This is a genomic window from Parapedobacter indicus (assembly GCF_900113765.1).
GTDB lineage: Bacteria > Bacteroidota > Bacteroidia > Sphingobacteriales > Sphingobacteriaceae > Parapedobacter > Parapedobacter indicus.
Genome location: NZ_FOQO01000009.1, coordinates 144,318 through 163,976, shown reverse-complemented (window position 1 = coordinate 163,976; position 19,659 = coordinate 144,318). Strand labels below are relative to the sequence as shown.

The following is a 19,659-nucleotide window of genomic DNA, read 5'->3' as shown; positions in this document are numbered from 1 at the left end:
TCCTTCGTAAGCAAGATAACCAAACGTATCGACAATTCAGAGCACAGACGCTCTCTGACATATTGGAATTTCAACTTCCATTCGATAAATATGTAATTTTATTACTTAGTTATTTTAATAAAGACCGGTATTTCCGTACATTCAATGGTATAGCTAGATGCTAACGGTAAGTTAGTACCGCTAACCACGGTGGTGTCCGTCAATGTATATAAAGTAGCGGAGCTATGTATAGGTAGGCTATCCAGTACATAATTAATAGTATCGCTCTGTTCTATTGGTAGCCAAAGAGCATAAATTTCCTCATTGTCTTTAACTAACCTAATGACTCTAACAGGGTCTACATCTTTGTCTCCATCATATAGAAAGCCATTTACAATAGGTCTTAATTGCATAAAATATTTTGTTATTAACCTGGGACTTTGATCTGTCTTTTCATTCATACCACTTGTTTGGTATGTAGTACTGGTGCCATCGTCATCTACAATTTCATAGAAAGTTACCCAATCTATCCCTACTCTTATAGCTTCCAAGGCCGTCCTAAGCATCCACATGGCTTGTATTTGAGGAATAGTGTAGCTTCCCCAAGGTACAGGGGCTTGTTGGCTATTAGGATGCCAATCATAACCTGTCTCACCTAATATCATGGGCATATCCCCTAAATATTGGTAAGCTAATTGCCTTAATCTAAGTATATCGTTATAAAACCCTGATGGTTCTGGGGCCATTCCTTTTCTAGTAGCGCCGGAATGTTGTTCAGAGCCTTCAGTATTTCTGTAACTATGAAAATTAATGAAATCAAATGGTAAATCTACGGAACCATCTTCCTTAAAACCCCTATGTTCCATACACCAGTAAATTATCCCCATAAAATAATTATAATGCAAACCGGCTAATCCGGATGTGGTTACCAACATATTGGGGTCTGCATTTTTCACACCAACACCCGGGCCCATTGTTCCTTTATGACCATCATAAAAGGCACTTAAATTGGCGGCATGTTCCCGCGGCCCCTGATAGCCCTTTTTACCTTTCCAATTTTTATTGTTTTCATTTCCGCATTCGATTATATTAAGCGTATTTTCTCCTATTTTAACTGAATTTAACACATCGTTTGTCCATCTTTGATGTACTCTTACTTTCACCAATTCCTGCCATTCACCGTCTTTCCAAGTAAACGCTTTGGAATTAACGGTTTGATTATTATTGCCCAATACTTCTTGAAGATAATAAGTGTCATTCTCGTTGGCGGAAACAGGTAAATTAGCGATATCTGTTATTGTATCTATTAGGTTGAATGCAGCTCCGGTACCGTATCTCGCTGCTAGCTGATATCCCATTCTAGCTTGTTCGACGTATCCCCATATGTTTGTGGGATTTGAACCATATCGATTGGGTCTATTTTCCCTATCCCGCTGTCCTTCTGGCCATTCGTTTCGCATCCAATTGGGAATAACCTGCAAACAAAGTATAGATTGTATTCCGGAATCTTTTACCGTCGCTAAATAGGTATCTAATCTCCAGCTTCCTCCATTTGTTGGATTAAATGTATAAAGCCCCTCTTGGTGCTCCAATTCGTTCCAGTCGGCATATACTCTTACTACATTATACCGCTCAAACATCGCTTTTTTACCAGCAGGCACCGTCATTTGCGGTATGTCAAAGAGATACCAGATATGGGTATTCGTTCCCATCATATTTGTTAAGGGGACTGGCTTTGCAGGAACGTTTACAGGCGGTAAATTTAAATTAACATATTTCCCATACACTTCAAATTCAGTGGTCCTATTGGTAAAACCAACATACCCGCCCGTGAATATGAGATACTTCACCTTTATTGGGGGAAATGTTAGTGTTTTCCATACATTATAACCGGATGTAACGAAAGCACCTAGGTAAGTCCTACTGTAATATTCATCCACGCCATAAACATTTATTGTGATTTCTCCTGCCATGTCTCTCACCCTCATTCGTGAAATCACAACATCATCATAACCTCTGAAATCATACACCGTACGCCTGTCTGCATTATCTAATACGGATACACCATATTCAGGAGGGTCGAACGTGTTTAAATCTCCGTCTACCCATAAATAAGGTATTTGATTAGAGCCATCTAATCGTATGAAATTTTCTGCCTTCAAAGGTATTATTACCTCATTTTCAACGGACTCTGTTGGCTTATCTATCTTTAAATTTACGAATACTTCCATTATTCAGGTATAGCAGTAAATGTTATTAATTTGTCTGAATTCATAAGCACATCCATGGAGCTAGGGGTAAATGTATAACCTGCTAATACAGGCGTTATATCATTAACTTGGGTATTTGCTGGAAAGGACATGGTATTGTTAGGTTGTACCTCTTCATTATATACGATATCGGGATTTTCTGAAGTACCGTTTATCTGAATGGTAAGGTTAAAATTGCCTTGTTCAACAATAGCAATAGTTATAATATAATAATCTGATGCATAACCATCTTGTGTATACCTAATATAAACTGGTACCGCAGCAACCGGATTATCTGTGTTAGGTGGCCCAAATGAAAATGAATCGGTACCTTCGTATATAAATACACCTGTGCCCTCAGGTCCTCCCGCATACCATTGTGACATTGCTCCTTGTGGATGGTTAGTTAATTCGATAGTTTCTGTACCACCAACGTTCACGATGTATTCGGTTTGCGATGATATTGGTGTGGGCAAATCCGGCTCCGGTTGTGATAGCGGCTCGTACGCACCGATTGTAGGTGGACTTGCTCTTTCTGTACCAGCTATATCTGATAATACGGGGTAGCTAATGTTTTGTACCCCTTGCCCAACAATAGGGCTATCGGAATAGGGAATGCCCTGTGGATTAATTTTTGCTGCAAAGCGATCGGCAAACGTTTGATTATACAGATTAGTGGTGGCGGCTGCCCCCCAAATTAATGAAGTATTACCTGTATTGGGGAGCACATTGACTCCGAGGTTGTTTTCAAAATAAACATTTGCCCCCCCAATACCATAATTGTCCAACACGATAGCTTGCCAGAAATCAGGATCTTCCCATGCTCCAAAATTAATGGCAGTGTTAAAGAAACAATAATAATCAGAAGCTACCCAATTTGCTGCGCCACTCATACCCGAAGTAACCTGACATTCAAGCAATGAATACTTAAAACAGTCTTTACCTAAATTATTATATGAATAGGTAGCACGTCCAGATTCTTTAGCATACAACCATTGCCTCCCAAGCTGTCCTCTATATTTTTCAGCTCTATTATTTCTAATAAGCCCCCAACCGCTAGCAAAAATCATCGCGGTATGATTTTCCGGCCGCATAATTTTATAAAACGTATTTCCATCAAAGTCGTAGTTTTCGGCGTTAGTCACATTGATAAAATAGTTAGGGGCAACAGAAGAACCATCCGGTGCTTCTCCATCCAACCAATCATAGTTACCATTCCTGTTACGGCAGATATTATTTTTAAAAACTAGATTAATAACCCTCCCCGTGTCGTCATTTGGGCTTCCCCCGAGTTGAAACTGGGGGCAGTTTACAAATTCATTGCTATCAAATGTGATATTTTGTAAGGCGGTAGCGTCAGGATTAGATGGATTATACACTTGGGGGTTCTGATGTCTAACAGAAAATGACGTAGCACCCGTAAAGGATAGACCTCTAAAAATAATATTTTTATAAGGTAGTGCTGATGAGCCTCCGAATCTAATATTACTTTGTCCTCCTCCAACTAAATCTATATTTTCAATTATTGCCCCTATTAATCTGTAGGGCGCGATACTGGCTGCCGTTATTCGCCCTGTTTGGGGTCTAACTGTGGCAAATCCTGAAATTATATTGAAATCCTGTATAGTAATAACATTATAAGTCCCAGGAACTATTTCCACAACGTCATCAGCTAATAAGCCTCCGCCTATAACAGAACCATTAATAGTTAAGTTTCCACTCCCGGTGCCTACTTGAAATATTCTGCCCAAAACATGACTTGAATTATCAGCGTTTTTATTAGCAACTGATCTGATTTCGTTAAGTCCTTCCTTTGTAAAGCTATTTCCGGTTTGTTTTACAGGTGTACTTTCGATCTTTGTCATTTTAGTGATAGGTTTTAAAGGTAAGGTATATTTTGCCTCTTCTTATATTTTTTGAAGGCGCCGTTTACCTAATTGATTCCACTTTTAAGCGTTGATAGTGCTTTTCGCACCGAGAAATTGGTCAATAAATTAGTTTTGACTAAAATAAAGTCAGTTGTTTTGATATTGCAAATTTATTTTGTAACTTTTTAATGAGTATTACAGTATTCGCCAATTTACGAATCTCCTTGTGTTGCATTTAGTTTTGACAGATGACAACGATCGATTCTGCTCTACTGTTCTAAAAGATGGGGCGGATTCACCGCCCCCTAAAAAATGCATCCGCGCCTCACTTGTTTCCAATAGTGGAATCAAAGCACACTGATCTGCCATGTCCAAACAGAAAGTAGCCCGTAAGACCCGGATGCACGAAGCACGGCAACTGGAAAAGCTTGCGTGAGCGTTAGGCAAACTCAGTTTCTGCAATCCGTTCAATATATTTTTTCCAACTGTCGTCGATTCCCTGTTGTATTTTTTCCGCAACATCGGAGACAGACTCGGGAAAAAATAATTGAGTGTGCACATGTTTAATGGGGATGACGGTTAGCTGATCACCGATTACCGGTCCCCATCCGTTGGTATCGTAATCCGCAAGGCCCGACACGCCGGGCTCGTCCGGACTTCTGAATAAGTACGCATTCGCTCGGTAGGGAGTTGCGTTGTATTTCCGCTGAGCCAACGCGTGGATAAGCTGTGCTTTGCTTCGCCAGTAATCGGCTGGGAACAGCCTTTTATACCGCCGCTGATTGACTTTGCCGAGGGTGTTTTTTAACAACGCATCCACCAAAAGCAAACCGGCGAATAGGAAAGCCAGTTTCGCAGTATACTGCTTGATCCCCTCTTTGATCACCACGGAATAGAAGCCGAACCAGCTCGTGAACCCGCCAAATTGGAGCTTCGGCGTAAACGTATCGATCAGTCCTAAAAAATGTACCTGTTTACCGAGACCTTCGAGCTGTTTGGTCATTTCAAACGCCAATAAGCCGCCCGATGAGAAGCCGGCAAGTGCATAAGGACCCTCCGGATTTTGTGCTAGGATTGCCTTCACATAATGTGCAGCTATTTTTTCCACGGTGCCGGCCGCTTCGCTTTTTCCGCTAAGCCCCATGCCCTGTATGCCATACAGCGGCTGGGCAGGGTCGAGGTAGGGGAGTAAGTTTCGTACATAGAGAATGTCCAAGAGCGCACCATGCACAAAATACAGCGGCGGTTTATTTCCTTCTTTTCGTATCGGTATCACGCAATCCCATTGCATGGGATCTTGTTTTTCATCAATCAGCTTCGCTTGCTGTTCAATAGTTGAGTTTTCGAAAAGACTGCCTAAAGGGAATTTAATTCCGAAGTTCCGATGGATCTGCGACATCAGCTTCACGGCGACAAGCGAATGACCACCCAATTCAAAGAAATCATCCCGGATCCCGATGTCTGTCGCATTCAGGCAGCTGCGCCATAGCTGAACCAATTTTTGCTGCGTGTCTGTTTGCGCCGCAATCTTGTCGTCCGCATGCGGTTTTTCCACGGATGGCGCGAAAGCTCCCAGCGCTTTTCGGTCAACTTTTCCACTTTTCGTAAGTGGCACAGCTGGAATGATTGCCCAGACCGTTGGTATCATGTAGTCGGGCAATTCTGTTTTTAGCTGTGCGATAACCGCTTGCCGTTCAAATACGCCGTCGGACTGCAATACCAGGTAGGCGGCGAGCTGTTTGGTACCTGTGTCTTCACGCAGCATGACCACGGCCTCCTGTATCCCTGGTTGTTTGGTTAACACATGTTCGATTTCGCCCAATTCGATGCGAAAGCCGCGTAACTTGATCTGGGAGTCCTTCCTGCCAATGAATTCGATGTTGCCATCCGGCATCCGGCGGGCCAGATCCCCGGTTTTATAGATGCGCATAGCCGGATCGGAAGCCGCCCCACGAAATGCTTTAAATCGCTCCGCCGTTTTCGACGGTGCATTCAGGTAGCCGTCGGCGAGCGCCGCTCCTGCAACACAAAGTTCCCCGATAACACCCGGCGGCTCTTCAACGAGCTGCTCATTTAAGATAAATATAGGTGTATGGGGAATAGGCCGCCCAATAGGAGGGAGCACTGGCCATTTATCCGGATCTTCGGGCAACCGAAATTGGGTGACCACATGCGTCTCCGTTGGGCCATATTGGTTAAAAAGGGTAGCCCCGGTAGTTTTGAAAAACGAAGCAATCTGCGGGGTTATTTTCAACTGTTCGCCAGCGGTCATCACCTCTTTCAACGACGATGGAACCGGGTTGAAGGTCATGGCATGGTCTGCCAGCGATTGCAAGGCTACAAACGGAAGAAACAGGCGATGGATGGAATGGTTGTGGATGTGTTGAAGCAGTTGACCGGGATCCATGCGTGCTTCGTCAGCAATGAGTGACAGCGTACCTCCGGTAAGAAGTGTTGAAAAAATCTCCTGAAAGGATACATCGAACGTAAGCGGCGAAAACTGCAGCGTATTGAATCCAGCGGTGGCCGCGGATGCTTCCATTTGCCATTTCAATAGATTGACAAGTGCACGTTGACCCATGCAGACACCTTTGGGCGTGCCGGTCGAGCCGGAGGTATGCAGGATGTAGACGATTCGATCCGGGTCCGAAGGTACGTGGGGAGCCGCAGCATCAACCGCTGTGCATTGAGCTAGCAATGATTCGATGGTAACGTGCTTTTCCACGGTCGGAAACGTAAATGGACCCTGTTTTTCCGCAATAACCACCTTCAGCAATGCTCCGCTCACGATCTGATTGATCCGTTCCTGTGGATAGCGGAGGTCAAGCGGGAGATAGGCCGCGCCGGATTTGACGATGGCAACGAGGGCAACAATCGCATCGATCGATCGGTTCAAGGCCATGCCTACCGCCTCTCCTGGCTTTATTCCATTTTTTATCAATACGTTTGCGAGCCGGTTGCTTCGCAAATCCAGCTCCCTGTAGGTGATTTTTTCACGCGTTGATGAGAGTGCGATTTGATCGGCATGCCGATCAACCGCTGCTTTCAGCAGTGTTTCCAGACGGTCGTCATTCCGGTAAGGGGAGGGTAGGGCGCTGCCATTTCGCTCCGTTGGCAATAACAGCGATACCTGGTCAATTTTGAGGCCCTCGTCTGCCCCCAGTTGGGAGATGACCTGCTCGAATCGATGCTGAAAGGCCGCGATGGTTTCTGGTTTGAACAGTGCGGTATGGTAGTCCCACCTCATCCGCATACCATCGGCATGCTCAATCGCATCCAATACGATTTCAAAATTTTCAAAGGATTTCGGAGCATCTTTTAAGTCATTTCGCAGGCCGTGGAACAGGGTGGTACCGTCATCCAACCAGACGCCGGTATTCATCACTACCGAGATCAATGGGGGACGGGATTTATCCCTGGAGATATTCAACCGCGGCAGTAAGGTGCTAAATGTTATTTTCTGGTGACTGAATTCTTCCAACAATTGGGCTTTCCTTGTCTTCAGATAGTCCGGAAAGGATGTATTTCCATCAATCTGCGTGCGTACCGGTAGCATGTTTACACAGTGCCCGATCAGATGCTCTCGGTTTGTTAGCAACTGGCCCGCAACCGGCATTCCGGTAATGATATCGACTTGCCCCGTCATCCGATATAAAAACACCTCCAGTATGGACCGGAGGACCATCGCCACGCTGCAGTTTGCTTTCTTGCTGATTTGCTTCAGCATATCAAACCTTTCTGCGGATAGGGAAAACGAGGCCCGGCTGCTGTGATACGTACGTTGTTTAGGACGTGGGTAGTCCGTGGGTAATTCAACGGGCACGAGCGCTCCGTCAAGCCTTGACAACCAGAATTTCACGACCGCCTCGTGCTCGCTGCTCTGGTAATAGGCATGCTCTTCCGATGCGTAGTCACTAAATTTGGGTGCTATACCGATTTTTGGTGCCGTGTTGGTAACAAAGGCGGAATAAAATGCCCCCAATTCCGTCATGGCAGCATTATACGACCAACCATCGAAAACAATATGATGTGTGGTGAGGATAAGGTGATGCTGTTCCTCAGCCACTCGGTACAGTGAAACGGTGAAAAGCACATCGTTTTTGAGGTCGAAGACCCTATTGGCCTGTTTTTGGACTTCTTTTTCGATGAACGCAGCCTGCTCGTCCGCGGTCCTATCAGATAAGTCCCGGAAGGTCCAATCCACCGCCGCACGATGCTTTATGATCAGTTCACTGCCATCGTCGCTGAAATTAGCACGAAGCGTCTCATGCCGATCGACGAGCTGCTGCGCGGCCTTACGTAACGCCTCCGGATGAAGCGGCCCAACCAATTCTTGGTCAAACGTAATGGTGTAGGCATTGTTCGCGTTGTCGCCGCCCAGCTCGCAGGCCAGCCAGATTTCCCGCTGGGGTTCAATAGTCGGTATGATACGGAAGGGAGCATGTGCTGCTATCGCCGACATGTCGTTCGGTTGCATGGATGCTGTTTGCTCCTGCTGTTCTTCGGGGTTATCATCGATCAATCGGGCAAGTTTTTCGATCGTCGAATTTTCAAACAGCGAGGTAATGGGAAGCCGCTTTCCCGTTTCGCGTTCGATAGCGAGCATTACTTTGACAGCAATCAATGAGTGTCCGCCCAATTCGAAGAAATTGCTCGTCGTACTGATATCTTTCACCAGTAGCAAGTCCGACCATATCGTCGACAAGAGACGCTCCGCATGGGTTTGCGGAGCTTTATAGCTTTCTGTTACCGCATTTTCCAGCGCCTCCGCAGGCTTGGGTAGTTTTGTTCGGTCTATTTTTCCGTTTGCAGATAGCGGAATCCGGTTCAGCACCATGTAAAAAGCCGGAACCATGTAGTCGGGCAGGGTAGCCTGCAAGGCACTTTTCCACCGCTTAATTTGGTGTTCCGGGAACCTCACCACCTGAACGGCTTCCTCGGACTGCCAAGCATGCGTGCGGGCTGGTGAAGTTTCCGAAAGCTGTGGTTTTTCGGGGATCACAGCCAATCCTTTCGGGATGAATACCGCTTCAATGCAGCCGTCGGAACCATCGGAAGACCACCTGACGTGCGCGGCATATCCCTGTTGTTCGCCGATGGCCCACAGATCAGACGGATTGAAGCCGGACACGGGTATCGATTGCATCCGATCCTTTAATGCCTGGATGTGCGTATGATTTTCCGATTGGTTGATCAATTGCTGCAAGGCAAAATCCCGGCTCAACCGGCTGTTCGGTATCTGTGTAACACGGACGATCTGGTCAGGATACGTAGTGAGCTGTTGCTGTAGCCACTGTGCATCCGAAGCGGAGTCCCATGTGAGTTCAATATGGGGGGCGGCGGCCTTTGGCGCCGTATCTCCCACGTACAACCAGATGTCATAGTGGCATTTCGTCCCTTCATTGAGGTAGTTTCCGCCCCGTATCTGGACGTCGACACTGCTTATGGCAGGAATTATCGCTGGCAGGTTATAAAAAAACTCCGGATCAACGCTCAGTTCTTCTTCTTTCTTTATCCGCAGCTCGGTCACCTCCCTGAATGTTTCAATCGGGGTTTGATCGCTCGTAATAGCGAGCTGATCGAGGTAGAAGTGCATCGCAACCGCGCCGAGCGTCTGCATGTCGCCGATGTAAATGCAACCGCCCGCTTTCAGCGCCGAAGTGGCTTTCCGGATCACGTTCTCCAGGTATTGCAGGCTGGGAAAATACTGGGCAACCCCGTGCAGGAAAACCAGATCATAGGCCAGGGGTTCAATTCCCGTGAAATCGTCGGCCATCGCGGTATATGCCTTGACGTGCTGCCATTTTTCGGGATGGATGCTTAGTTTTTCTTTCAGCTTGTTGATGGCAACCTCAGAATAATCAGTTGCTACGTATGCTTCAACATCAGCCCCCAGGGCAAACAGCAGGTGTCCGCCACCCGTTCCCAGTTCGACGATTTTTTTTGCGTTCAGCGCTTTCAGACGTTTCAGGCCTTCCTGGGTCCACTCGACTCCTTGTTCTTCGATGTCCGCTCCCTGGTAATATTGGGACACAATGGCCAGGTCTAAATTCTGGTCCAGTAGGGGAAGCGTTTCTTCACTTTTCACACCCAGTGTATATAAGTCTTCCCAGCGATCTTTCCAAAGCGATGCGTCGTTTGCATCCGGGACAATGTATCCAACCAGGGTTTTGTCGCCCTTTTGGTCGTCTACCGCGTGTACCACCGCATCTTTTACTCCGCTTTGTTGAAGCAGACATTGCTCGATTTCCTGCAACTCGATCCGATGACCCCGGAGTTTGACCTGCTGGTCCATTCTACCTACGTACTGGATTTCGCCATTTGGCAGGTATTTCCCCAAATCGCCGCTTTTATACATCATCGCGTGCGATTCAGCGGCATGGGGGGCGGGTACAAATGCATGGGCGGTAAGCGCGGGATCGCCGTAGTATCCCTCACTCACGCAGTCGCCGGAGATGCACAGTTCACCAACTTGGCCAATGGGCACGTTGTTTCCATGGCTGTCAAGCAGCTGAATTTTAGTATTTTTTAGCGGCTTTCCCAACGTAATGGGTGCATCGGCAGTCACGATCTGCTTGTTTAAAACCGCAATAGTGGTTTCGGTCGGACCGTAGACGTTCCACAGCGACGTACAGCGTTCCAGCAATTGGGCCGCCAGTGCCTGACCGAGCGGCTCGCCGCCACTTTGAACGATCATGTCCAGGCGGGTATCCCATCCCGAATCCAGGATCATTTTCCATACAGTGGGGGTGGTAGCCATCCAACTTACCTGATGGGCGATCATCATTTCATGGATACGGCGCCCATCGCGGATCGCCTCATCATCTGCGATGATCAGCGCTGCCCCGGCAATCAGGGGCAGGAATAACAGCATGGCGGCATCAAATGATATCGGCGTGATAAACAGGAACCGGTCATCTGCCGTCATACCCGGCTCTTCCTGGGTGCTGATGAGGAAATTAACCAGGTTGGAATGCGTTACTTTCACACCTTTGGGGGTTCCGGTTGAGCCTGAGGTAAAAATGATATAAAGCAAATCTCCGCCCGCAATCTCCGCAGTTATCGCTTCTTCGTGGTAATGCCGCGAAGCTGCCGCAATCTGTGCGGTCGTAAGGGTCTCGCCAGCCGTATAGCTGAAGGGCTCGTTGACAATCGCCAGCTTAGCTTCGACCGTATTCAGGATTTGCTCGATCCTCGCCTGCGGCAAATGCGGATCGATGGGCACGAACACGCCCCCCGCCTTCATGGTCGCTAGCAGTGAAACAATCAGGTCGATGTTTCGGAAAAGCACGATGCCAATCCGGTCACCTTTTTTTACACCACGATCAATAAGATACCGTGCATACTGGTTTGATTGCCATTCCAGCTCGGCATAGTCCATACGCCTGTCCTCGAATACGATCGCCGTTTTCCCGGCATGCCGCGCAGCGGCTTTTTGGAACATCCCGTGTACCGTCTGCGACTTGTCGTACGTAAATGTGGTATCGTTCAGATGGTCGATAACCGCCTGCTGATGTGCATCAATCTGTGTATACGTACGGATGGTATCGTGTGGATGCTTCAATACGTCCTTCAGTAGGTGCAGAAATCCATTAGCCATCCGGTCGATGCTGTCGGGATCAAACAGCCCCGTATTGTATGACCATTCCAACACATATTCGCCTAATGACTGGGTAAGGTTTACGGAAAAATCGAACACATCAAATTTTCTGGGGTTTGATACGATCGCATAATCCAATCCCTGGAAAATTATCTTTTCGCTAATGCCGAGGTCTACATTGAAAATCGTGGAAATCAGCGGCAGCGTGGATTTTTGCCGCTTGATCTTTAAGGCTTTTAAAATTGCACCATACCCGACGAGCTGATGGTCGTAGTCATTCAGCAACTCATCCTTTCTTTTCGCCAGGTAGGTCGAAAACGACTGTGCTGGATTTACCGTGCTTCTGATCGGCAATAAGTTGACACAATGCCCCACCAGGTTGAAGTTCCCGGTAGCCAGTTGGCCGGAAGTCGGCAACCCGAAAGCGAATTCCTGCTGGCCGGTTAATTTATGGAGGTAAACTTCAAACAGGGCAATTAATACATTCACCATACTGGTGTTGGTCGATTGCCCGAGTTCCTTTATTTTTTTGACGATAGCTTGGTCAAGGCGGCTATCTTTTCGGAAGCTGGCATAGCTGCGGCTGGCAGCGCGCGGGTGGTCGAGCGGAAGGTTAATTTCAGGAATTTCATCCGTGTATTTTTCAACCCAATACGACAACGATTCGTTATACGCCGCGGTGCGTTCATATGCGCTTGTTTCCGATGCATACGCACTGAAACCGATTGCGGGTTCAAGCGCTGCGGGTTCACCTGTCACATATGCGGTATACAGCGCACCCAGGTCTTCCAGGATAATGCCAAAAGACCATCCGTCGCAAACGATATGATGTGCCGTCAACCGGATATGGTGTTCCTTTTCGCCCAATTTGAAAATGGCAACTCTGAATAGAGGGGCATTTTTCAGGTCAAAGGGCGTCTCTGCATCACGGATTCCATAATTTTCGAGGGATACCGCTTGTTCAGCGGCAGGGAGTGAAGATAGATCTTCGCGGTGTAACTCGATACGGTGTTCCGCATGAATGCAAAGGTGCTCGCCATTCGCACTGATTGTGGCGCGTAGCGCCTCGTGCCGGTTGACAACGGCTTGCAATGCGTGGAGCATCGCCTCGTGCTGGAAATCTCCGCGAAGAATCAGCGACAGCGATTCGTTGTAGGAGCAATTGGCCTCGGTACCCCCGATGATACATGCCGTCCAGATTTCCTCCTGTGACTCGGTTAGGTGTATCGTTTTTTCAATCTCGCCTTGTGCGAAAGGGTCAAAGTCGACGGCAATGGTGGTGTAGTTATGTGGTTTCACGCGATGTAATCTAATCCGTTATGACTTGTAAATATTTCCCCGGATTCTTTTCATCGGCCACAAACCAGGCCGGATTGCCATCCCGGTCTTTGCCCAGCCGTGCGTTGGGCGTAGGAGGTACAGGCGTTTCGATGTCATCTTCCGGGGTAGGAATAAAACCCGCTTCAACTAGCTCTTTGACACTTGCTTCAAACGCCTGTGCGATCGCTTCGATATCGCCATCGGTATGGGCAGTGGTCAAAAAGCATGGAAACCCATCCTGGATATGGATACCCTGCAGTCGCATAGCGGCAAATAGCAGTTCGCTGTAGGGGTACTCTTCCCGATATTTTACCTTCCACAACGATCCAAAATGAGCAATGTATAGTGGTGTGCGGTAACGTTCGCATATCCGGTTAAGATGATCCACCAGCGTTTTTGTGCGCTTATTAACAGTCTCCTGCAGTTGCGGCCCTTGTTCTTTCAGGTATTCGAGCGATGCTTTGGTGGTGGCCAGCGCCAATGGATGCCGCACAAACGTGCCGGCAAAATACGTTACACCAGCTTCCGGCGCAGAATCATCGCCAAAAGACCAAAAACCGCCATCCAATGCATCCATATAGGGGGTAGTGCCAGCGATAATCCCAATGGAAATGCCAGCGCCGGCTACCTTGCCATACGTAGCAATATCTGCTTGGATGTCAAACAGGCCCTGGGCACCCTGTGGGTGGAACCGGAACCCGGATATGACCTCGTCGAATATCAGTGCCGTGCCCGCATGGGCCGTGATCTCCCGCAGCTCCCGCAGGAATTCAACAGGTACAAATTCAGGCCTCCGGCTTTGGATGGGTTCTACCAGCACAGCCGCCAGTTCATGCGCCCGTTCCCGGATAATCTGAAGCGACTCTTCCGTACCGTAATCAAGAATCAGCATGTTTTGTACCGCTTCGGGCATAATGCCGGGCGCAGCCGGAAAAGTCTTCAGCTTCTTGGTACCCCGAGCGATCACTTCATCCATGATTCCATGGTACGAGTTCGTAAAAGCCACGATGGTCGACCGGCCGGTAACCGTCCGCGCGATACGCATGGCACCCAAAACGGCCTCCGACCCCGTATTACATAATGCGGCCCTATCAAATCCGGTAAATTCACATATTAACTTGCAAACTTCGCCCGACTTCTCGTGCTGCGGACCGATTTCGTACCCTTCTTCTACCTGCTGTATCAGAGCCTGTTTGATTGCTTCGGGTTGATAGCCCAGGAAGTTGGAACCAAACCCATTCAGGGCGTCGATATACACATTGCCGTCAATATCCCACAGTCGGCAATCCTTGGATTTGTTCACCACGATGGGGTAGACGATTTCCTTGGTTTCAGGTTTGAAACCCGATACGACACGGGGATCAGCCATGTGTTGGCGGTGCTCCTGAGTATAAGATTTACTTTTGCCGGTTTTCTCGGTATAGCGTGCTACGAAGCTGTCCAGATAGGCTTGTTGGCCCGAGGTAAGCATGGAAGCTTTTTTTTCAATCCGGGCCGTGGCTCCAAATGGTTTTTTCAATTCGGAGGTTTCCTCGGCAGTGAGGTCACTCCAAGGGCTTGGTTGACCCGGTTGCTCAACACGCGGCCGGCTGTCGGCGGGCACCGCGTTAACGACGGGTGGTGTTCCCTGCTGGAGCAAAGAGACCTGCTGAGACAACAACGCGATCTGCTGGGAAATCAGTTGGATGGCGTTCAAGTCAGTGGCTCCCTGAGCCCCCTGTTGCTGTACGGGTAACACAACCCGGTCGGCGGCTATCGTGTTCGTAACGCGATACGCATCGGGCTCCAGGGTCTGGTCCAAGTATTCGGCAAGCGAATCCAGCGTTGCGTAGGTTTGGCTCAGTCCCCTGAACGTAACGGGTACGCCAAATTCCCTTTTCATGCTGAGGGCAACTTGGGTCAGAAGTAACGAATCAAGGCCAAGCTCAGCGAAGTTGGAGTGGGTTGCTTCCGGATTGATCTCGATGCCTGCGGCATCTTCAAGCAAGGTCCTTACCTTATCAATGAGTACGGTTTTTCTATTCATATGGACTGCTGTCATATTTTCTTTGTAGCTGCCGTTGTTTGCCGTTTCCACAGGCGCTTCGATTGCGGGCATCTTGGGTGATAACCAATGCCGCTTTCGGTCAAAAGCATACGTGGGAAGCCCGGCCAGTTTGCCCTGTCTCCGGTTCACACGGTCCCAATCCGGCTGTATGCCTGCAATCCATAGTTTGCCAATTGCGGCATACAGGTTGCGAAGCGCATCAACCGGTTGTATACCGCTGATAACGTTCGGCGCAATAAGGCTGCCGTGCTGTCTCGCCAAGGTTGCGGTGACTGCGCCGGGGCCCACCTCCAGAAAAATCGGATTCAGCTCCTCCTCGATAAAGAGCAACGCATCGGAAAACCGTACGGTAGCCTGCACATGGCGTACCCAGTAATCGGCATCGGTGGCTTCCTCATCCTTCAGCCAGGTGCCGGTCACCGTAGAGACGATCGGCTTGTTGGGCGTGCGGAGTGTGATCCCTTCAAAAACATTTCTGAACGCTTCCAATACCGGCTCCATCATGTCCGAATGGAACGCATGGCTGGTCTCCAACAGCTTGTTGGCGATTCCTTGGGCATCGAGATCAATAGAAAAATCCCGGATTGCCGGTGTTTCGCCTGCTACCACGCATAGAGATGGTGCGTTTATCGCCGCCATGGATATACCCGTTGGCATCAACTGGGCGATATGGCTCGCATCGCCTCTTACCGAAAGCATGCTTCCCGGGCGGAGGCCAGCGATCAGGCGTCCGCGGATCGCTACCAATTTCAGTGCATCGGCCAAGGAGAAAACTCCGGCCAGATGCGCAGCGACGAATTCGCCGATGCTATGCCCGATGAAAGCGGTAGGCAGCACCCCCCAGCTCATCCATAATTTGGCTAAGGCGTATTCCGTGATAAACAGGGCCGGTTGCGCATATTTTGTATTCCTTAGCTTTTCCTGGGTATCCGGATCAATGGTTTCCACAAAAATTACCTTCCGAATATCTTCTCCGAGTATATCAAACAGTATCGTACTGCATTCATCGATTGCTTCCCGGTATACGTTTTCAAGGGCATACAGTTCCTTTCCCATGTTTGGAAATTGGGAACCCTGTCCCGGAAACAGGAACGCGACCGCTTCCCGGTCTCTGCTGGCTTTGTGTATTTGCAGCGGATAGGTGCGTAGGCTGTTAACCAGCTCACTGGCGCTGGAAACGATCGTAACACTCCGGTAGTCCAAGTCTTCCCGCCGTTGCTGCAAGGTGTAAGCGATATCTGTGATCGTTATGCCGGGATGACGATCGAGAAACACCGCTAATTTGTGAGCATATTGCTGCAGGGACGTTTCGCTTTTGGCCGATAGGTTGATCACGTGGAGGCCGGAAGTACCCTTGCCTGATTCCGCCGGGATGATGGCATCCGTAGGGGTGTCGTGTTCTTCCAGAACGACATGCACATTGGTCCCACCTACGCCAAAGGAGCTTACTCCGGCGATCCGTCTTTCCCGTCGGGGTAGCCAATCGCTCAGTTGGTCGTTCACGACGAAGGGGCTTTCTTCAAAATTGATTTCCGGATTCGGCCTGCGGTAGTTAATGGAAGGCGGGAGCTTCTTGTGATAGAGAGACATCGCTACCTTAATTAATCCCGCAACACCGGCAGCGTGCGTCAGGTGGCCCAGATTACTTTTTATCGAACCAATTTTGCAGTATTGATGTTCTGCTTGATCTCCAAAGGCCAACCGGAGTCCCTCAATTTCTATCGGATCTCCCAATGGCGTTGCGGTTCCATGCGTTTCTACATAGGAGATGTCTGCGGGATCCACTTGTGCATCCCGGATAGCCATCTCAATACAATGCGCTTGACCCCCGGCGTTTGGAGCGGTAAAACTTCCTTTTACACGGCCATCGTTGCTGATGCCGACACCTTTGATCACCGCGTAGATCACGTCGCCGTCTTCTTCTGCCTGTTTTTTGTCTTTCAGCACCACTACGCCGGCACCGTCGCTGAACAGGGTACCCCGGGCGTCCCGGTCAAACGGACGGCAATGGCCGTCGTTGCTCAGCATGGCGCCTTCCTCATACAGGTGCCCGCTGTTGATGGGGCAGGTGATCGATACGCCACCGGCCAGTGCAAGGTCGCACTGACCGCTTCGGATACTTTCCGCGGCTTGCGCCACGGCGAGCAACGACGTGGAACAGGCAGACAGCACGGTAACGGCCGGCCCTTTCAGATCCAGCGAATAAGCCACCCTGCTGGATAGGTAATCCTTGTCGTTTGCTGTCAGCACTTGCATCCCGCCGGATTTCTCCAGCAATTCACCATTCGCCCGCACATGGTTGGTGAAGTACGTATTTTGGGCACAGCCCGCATACACCCCGATAAATCCGTCGAATTTCTGGGGCACATACCCCGTTTTTTCGAGCGCCTCCCAGCAGATCTCCAGAAAAACCCGGTGCTGGGGATCCATTAATTCGGCTTGTGCGGCATGTATGCCAAAAAAAGAAGCGTCGAAGTCGGTTGCATGGTCAATGACGCCACGGGCTTTGACATAATCGGGTGACATCCGGTCTGCCAGGGGAATAGATGGGTCCAGTTCCTCCTCGCTGAAGAATCGGATGGTTTCCTTCCCGTTGACGAGGATATCCCATAATTCCTCACTTGTATTGGCGCCGGGAAAACGGCCCGCCATACCGATGATGGCGACATCCTTATCCCGGTGTATTACCGGATTCGTGTTCCTGATTTTTCCGCCCGGGGAGGAGCTGTTCTTTCCATCCAGAAAACGAGCCAGTTCCCGCACGGTAGGATATCGGTATAGGTTAATCACCGTACTATCGATACCGGCCTTTCTTAATTCAATGGTTGTTTTTTGTGCCAAGAGGGAGTTGCCCCCAAGTTCAAAGAAATTGTCATCCCGGCCGATCCGTTCGATAGTTAGCACGGTTTTCCAGCAGGTAGCGATCGTACGCTCGGTTTTGTGTTTCAACGCCACATAGGTACGGGTTGACAATTGAGACCCATCCGGGATGGGCAATGCTTTTTTGTCCACCTTGCCGTTGCTTGTCAAGGGAATATGGTCGACTTCCACGAGCAATGGAGGTACCATGTACTCCGGTAGCCGGCCGCGCAGGAACTCGTTTATGGATGATTTGCGCAGCGGTTGTTTGGCTACATAGTAACCAATAAGTTGGGTGTCGCCATTCTCCCTTTTTGCCGCAACGACAACGCCGTGTACAACTTCCGGAATTTGCTGCATGGCGTGTTCAATTTCCCCGAGCTCTATCCTGAACCCTCGTACCTTCACTTGTTCGTCTATACGGCCCAGGTATTCCAATGTGCCGTCATCCGCTTGCTTCACCAAATCACCGGTACGGTAAAGTTTAGCTCCATCGCTACGGTAGGGGTCCGCAATAAAACGTTCGGCCGTAAGTTGTTCGAGGTTCAGATAGCCCCTGGCTAAGCCATCGCCACCGACAAAGAGTTCACCGGCCGTATTCGCCGGCACCGCGCGGAGGCTCTCGTCCAAAATGTAGGCGTAAAGCGTAGGGATAGGCTTTCCGATGACGCTGGTCGTTTCATCCAGGTGGTTTTTTTCGATCTCCTGATAGGTTACGTGTACGGTCGTTTCCGTGATTCCGTACATATTGATCAGGCGGCAATCGGGGTAGCGTTCATGCCAGGCTGTTAATTTGGCGGGATTGAGCGCTTCGCCGCCGAAGATCACATACCTGACGTGCAGCGGTAAAGGCAGCGTTAAGGAGGAAATCTGGTCTTGCAGGATGTAGAACGCAGACGGTGTTTGGTTTAATATAGTAACACCTTCATCTGCCAATAATTGGCAAAATAAGCTTGCATCACGCGCTACGTTTTTCGGAACAATCACCAGCTTCCCGCCGAACAGCAACGCACCATACATCTCCCAGACTGAAAAATCAAAGCAAAACGAATGGAACATCGTCCATACGTCCCTTTCATCGAAATCAAAAAGCGGAGTGTCATTTACAAACAGCCTGACGACATTCCGATGGCTGATCATCACCCCTTTGGGGCGCCCTGTCGACCCCGAAGTATAAATGATGTAGGCCAGGTTATCCCCGGATAATAAGTTTGCCGACTCGGGCAAGGTGATTGGCTGGCCAACGTAGGAGTCCGGCTGCGATAGGTTTAAGATTGTGAATGCCTGATCACTTGCTTTACTAATGGATTCGAAGAGTCCGATGCTTTCATCGGCGGTCAATACAACGCTGGCGTTTATGTCTTTCAGCACATAGGTTATGCGGTCTTCGGGATACGCTGGATCGATGGGAACGTACGCACCACCGGCTTTTAAGATAGCCAGCATACCGACAATCATTTCCAAAGACTTTTCGAGGCATATCGCAACAAGCGTTTCTTGGGTTACACCTTTTGCGATCAGCAAGTGGGCTACCTGGTTCGCCCGTTCGTCCAATTCGCGGTACGACAACGACTGATGGTTAAACACCACCGCTGTGCGGGATGGCGTTTTTTCCACCTGTTGGCGAAACAGATCGACGAGGGTAGCAAATTTCCGTTTACCTAGCATTTGTAAATGCTTCAAAATTACACCTGATAGTTAATATGTACCGCTAAATCCGCCGCCATATTTTACGTT

Annotated in this window: 4 protein-coding genes; all 4 read right to left on the bottom strand. The window is 49.0% G+C overall.

Annotation, left to right across the window (positions count from 1 at the left end):
- Positions 1-101: 101 nt before the first annotated feature.
- The 4 genes from BMZ56_RS18175 to BMZ56_RS18160 all read right to left on the bottom strand — a co-directional run bounded on the left by BMZ56_RS18175 (position 102) and on the right by BMZ56_RS18160 (position 19,605).
- Positions 102-2,210, bottom strand: a complete 2,109-nt coding sequence (locus tag BMZ56_RS18175; protein ID WP_090629079.1) for a hypothetical protein — start codon at positions 2,208-2,210, stop codon at positions 102-104.
- Positions 2,210-4,093: a hypothetical protein gene (locus BMZ56_RS18170; RefSeq protein WP_143072963.1), complete on the bottom strand. Its 1,884-nt coding sequence runs from the start codon at positions 4,091-4,093 to the stop codon at positions 2,210-2,212. The genes BMZ56_RS18175 and BMZ56_RS18170 overlap by 1 nt, the downstream gene beginning before the upstream one ends.
- A 442-nt stretch (positions 4,094-4,535) precedes the next feature.
- A complete protein-coding gene (locus BMZ56_RS18165; protein WP_090629075.1) occupies positions 4,536-12,995 on the bottom strand; it encodes a non-ribosomal peptide synthetase in 8,460 nt (2,819 codons plus the stop codon).
- 10 nt (positions 12,996-13,005) lie between these two features.
- Positions 13,006-19,605 carry a polyketide synthase gene (locus BMZ56_RS18160; RefSeq protein ID WP_218146613.1) on the bottom strand — a complete coding sequence of 2,200 codons (6,600 nt, stop codon included), beginning with the start codon at positions 19,603-19,605 and terminating at the stop codon, positions 13,006-13,008.
- Positions 19,606-19,659 lie beyond the last annotated feature (54 nt).